General features: G+C 31.4%; 3 protein-coding genes and 1 pseudogene. All 4 read right to left on the minus strand.

Translation table 11 applies throughout. The annotated features are described in order from the left end of the window. Nucleotides 1-26 precede the first annotated feature (26 nt). A pseudogene (gene purT, locus HG1285_RS18280) lies at nt 27-1,216 on the minus strand (formate-dependent phosphoribosylglycinamide formyltransferase). Nucleotide 1,217: 1 nt separating this feature from the next. Further along, the gene (locus HG1285_RS05105; protein WP_008288477.1) at nt 1,218-2,105 is read right to left on the minus strand and encodes an ROK family protein; all 888 of its coding nucleotides are present in this window, start codon (nt 2,103-2,105) and stop codon (nt 1,218-1,220) included. Next, nucleotides 2,089-2,802 (minus strand): glycosyltransferase, encoded by a 714-nt coding sequence (locus tag HG1285_RS19145; RefSeq protein ID WP_083793100.1) that lies wholly within the window; start codon nt 2,800-2,802, stop codon nt 2,089-2,091. The genes HG1285_RS05105 and HG1285_RS19145 overlap by 17 nt, the downstream gene beginning before the upstream one ends. After that, on the minus strand, nt 2,777-3,052 hold a 276-nt coding region (locus tag HG1285_RS05095), incomplete at its 5' end, for a glycosyltransferase N-terminal domain-containing protein (RefSeq protein ID WP_008288479.1). The genes HG1285_RS19145 and HG1285_RS05095, both read right to left, overlap by 26 nt.

Raw genomic sequence — 3,052 nt, forward strand, 5'->3', positions numbered from 1 at the left:
AAGACTTAAATTTTTAAAGGGGCTTTCTACAGCCCCATTTCTATTACTTTAATACTTTCTGCAGCTTTTTTAGCTTTTTCTCTTGCTTCCTCAATATTTTCACCTGCTGCTAAAGCAACTCCCATTCTTCTTTTTGGTCTTGTTGTAGGTTTTCCAAATATTCTAATTTTTGTATCAGGAAATGATAAAGCATTTTTTAAGCCTTCATAATAAGGAGCTACAGAGTTTGTTTTTGCGTGAAAACAGTAAGAAGCCCCTGCTGGAGCTATCATCTTTATGTCTATAGGAAGTCCCAGTATTGCCCTTAAATGTATCTCAAATTCTGACATATTTTGAGAAATCATCGTAACCATACAAGTATCATGTGGTCTTGGGGATATCTCGTTAAACCATACCATATCACCTTTAACAAACATTTCACAGCCGAAAATTCCATATCCGCCAAGCGCATCGGTTATTTTTTAGCTATATCTTTTGCTCTTTCTAAAGCTTTTTCACTCATCGGATGAGGCTGCCAGCTTTCCCAGTAATCTCCATTTACCTGAATATGCCCAATTGGAGGACAAAATAAAGTTCCCTGATTTTTTGTTCTTACCGTTAAAAGGGTTATTTCATAATCAAAATCTATAAATTCTTCAATTATTACCTCTCCGCCTTTTCCCCTTGCATTTTCCTGTGCATAATACCATGCTTTTTCTATTTCCTCTTCTGTTTTAACTATGCTTTGACCTTTCCCTGAAGAGCTCATTACTGGCTTAACAACAACCGGAAAACCTATCTCTTTTACTGCTTTTTTATATGTTTCAATATCAGAAGCAAATCTGTATTTTGAAGTTGGAAGGCCTACTTCTTCAGCTGCAAGTCTTCTAATGCCTATCCTGTTCATTGTGTATTTAACAGCCTGAGCACAAGGTATAACTGTAAATCCCTCTTTTTCCAAATCTATAAGTGCATCTGTATCAATAGCTTCTATCTCAGGTACTATAAAATGGGGTTTTTCTTTGTAAACTATATTTTTTATCTGCTGACCATTTTTCATATCAATCACATAGCTTCTTTGTGCTACCTGCATTGCAGGAGCAAATTCATAGTTATCAACTGCTATTACTTCAATTCCAAGTCTTAATGCCTCAATTACAAACTCTTTTCCAAGTTCACCGCTTCCAAGTAAAAGTATTTTAGTTGCATTATGAGATAAAGGCGTTCCTATTTTCATATTAAACCTCCTCCTGAGTTGTTAATGCTAAAGCCCCATAAGCACCGCTAAACTCTCCAAGCTTAGCTAAATCTATATCAACACTTTCTATTGATAAAGGAAATGCTTTTTCTTTGAGCTTAGAATATGCCATTTTTATTATTAATGGATAATACTCAGGAATTCCTCCAGAAAGTAATATTTTATCAGGATTGAAAATATGAACAATGTTCATAAGACCTGTTGAGAGATAGTCGTTAAATATTTCAAAAGCTTCTAATGCTTTTTCATCTCCTTCATTTGCAAGTGTAATTATTTCTGCTGAGCTTAAATGTTTATCTGATAGTAAGAAATAAATTCTTTCAAGACCATACGATGAAACATATGCTTCTAAACAGCCTTTTCTCCCGCAGTGGCATTTTAGTCCGTTTTTTTTAATAGTTGTATGCCCAAATTCCATTGCAACGCCATTTACGCCTGAAAGTAGCTTTCCATTTATAACTGCACCGCTTCCAAGTCCAGTTCCAAGTGTCAGCGTTATAAGTATTTTACTATTTTTCCCGTTTCCGTATTTGTATTCACCAAGAGCTGCCGCATTTGCATCATTTTCTATAAAAACTTCAGCTTTTAATTTTTCTTCAAAAAAGTTAGAAATGGGAAATTTTTCTATTAAAGGTATGTTAGGAGATGTATCAACCCATCCCTTTTCTTTATTTACAAGACCAGCAACTGCTATTCCAAGCTTTTTAATGTTTTTATTTTTTAAAACATTTAATATGTCCTCTAAAAGTCCTTTTATGTCTTTATTTTCTATATAATGTTTTATGGGAATTTTTTCTGTTTTTACATTCTCATTTTCCTCAAATGCAAACTTTACAAATGTTCCACCAATATCAATTCCTGCTTTCATTAATCACCTTTTCCAAATTTTTTATATAACATTTATAGATTTTATCAATTTTCTCTTTTATTGGAATATTTTTATTTTTTTGGTTGAAAAGTTTTTCTATAGCATCTTTTAACTGCTCTTTATTTTCAACGATAAAAATATAATCTTTAAATTCTTCAACCAGTGGTTTTACTTTATGGTAATTTTTACCTATTATTACTGGTTTATTTTCAACTAAAGCTTCTAAAATGTTATGTCCTCCTATATTTTCAATGGTTCCGCCTATAAAAACAGCATCTGCATATTTATATAATGACGGCAAAATTCCCATTTTATCAACTATTAAAACTTGCTTGTCTATATTCCCTGTTATTTTTGAATAAAGTTGATACGAGTATCCATTTTCTTCAACCATGTTTATAACTTCATTTAATCTTTCTAAATGTCTTGGAGCAAGAACCAGTACAGCGTTATTTTTAAACTCTTTAAATACTTCCAGTAAAAGTTTTTCCTCACTTTTATACGTGCTTCCTGCAACTATTATTTTTTTATCTTTTGGAAAATTTAAATCAATATCTTTTTTTATGGTTGAAGAAATAAACTTTAAGTCCCCGCAAACGACTATTTTAGATTTATCATCTATAAAATATGAAATGTAATCTGCGTCCTTTTTTGAACGAGCTATGATAAGTTTAAAATAGCTGAAAATCTTTTTTATAGATAAAAGATAAAAATTTGTAAACTTTAAATGATGAAGGAGATATACGTCCGTTAATTAAAACAACAGGGATATTTTTGGATGAAGCTTTAATTAAATTTAGCCAAAGCTCTTCTTCAACTATTATTAAAGCTTTTGGATTATAAATATTTATAAACCTTTTTATTAAAAAAGTAATGTCAAATGGTAGTTCTCTAATCTTTGCTTTTGGAAAATTATCAACTGCATATTTTTTTCCTCTCGGTGAGGA

The organism is Hydrogenivirga sp. 128-5-R1-1, from assembly GCF_000171895.1.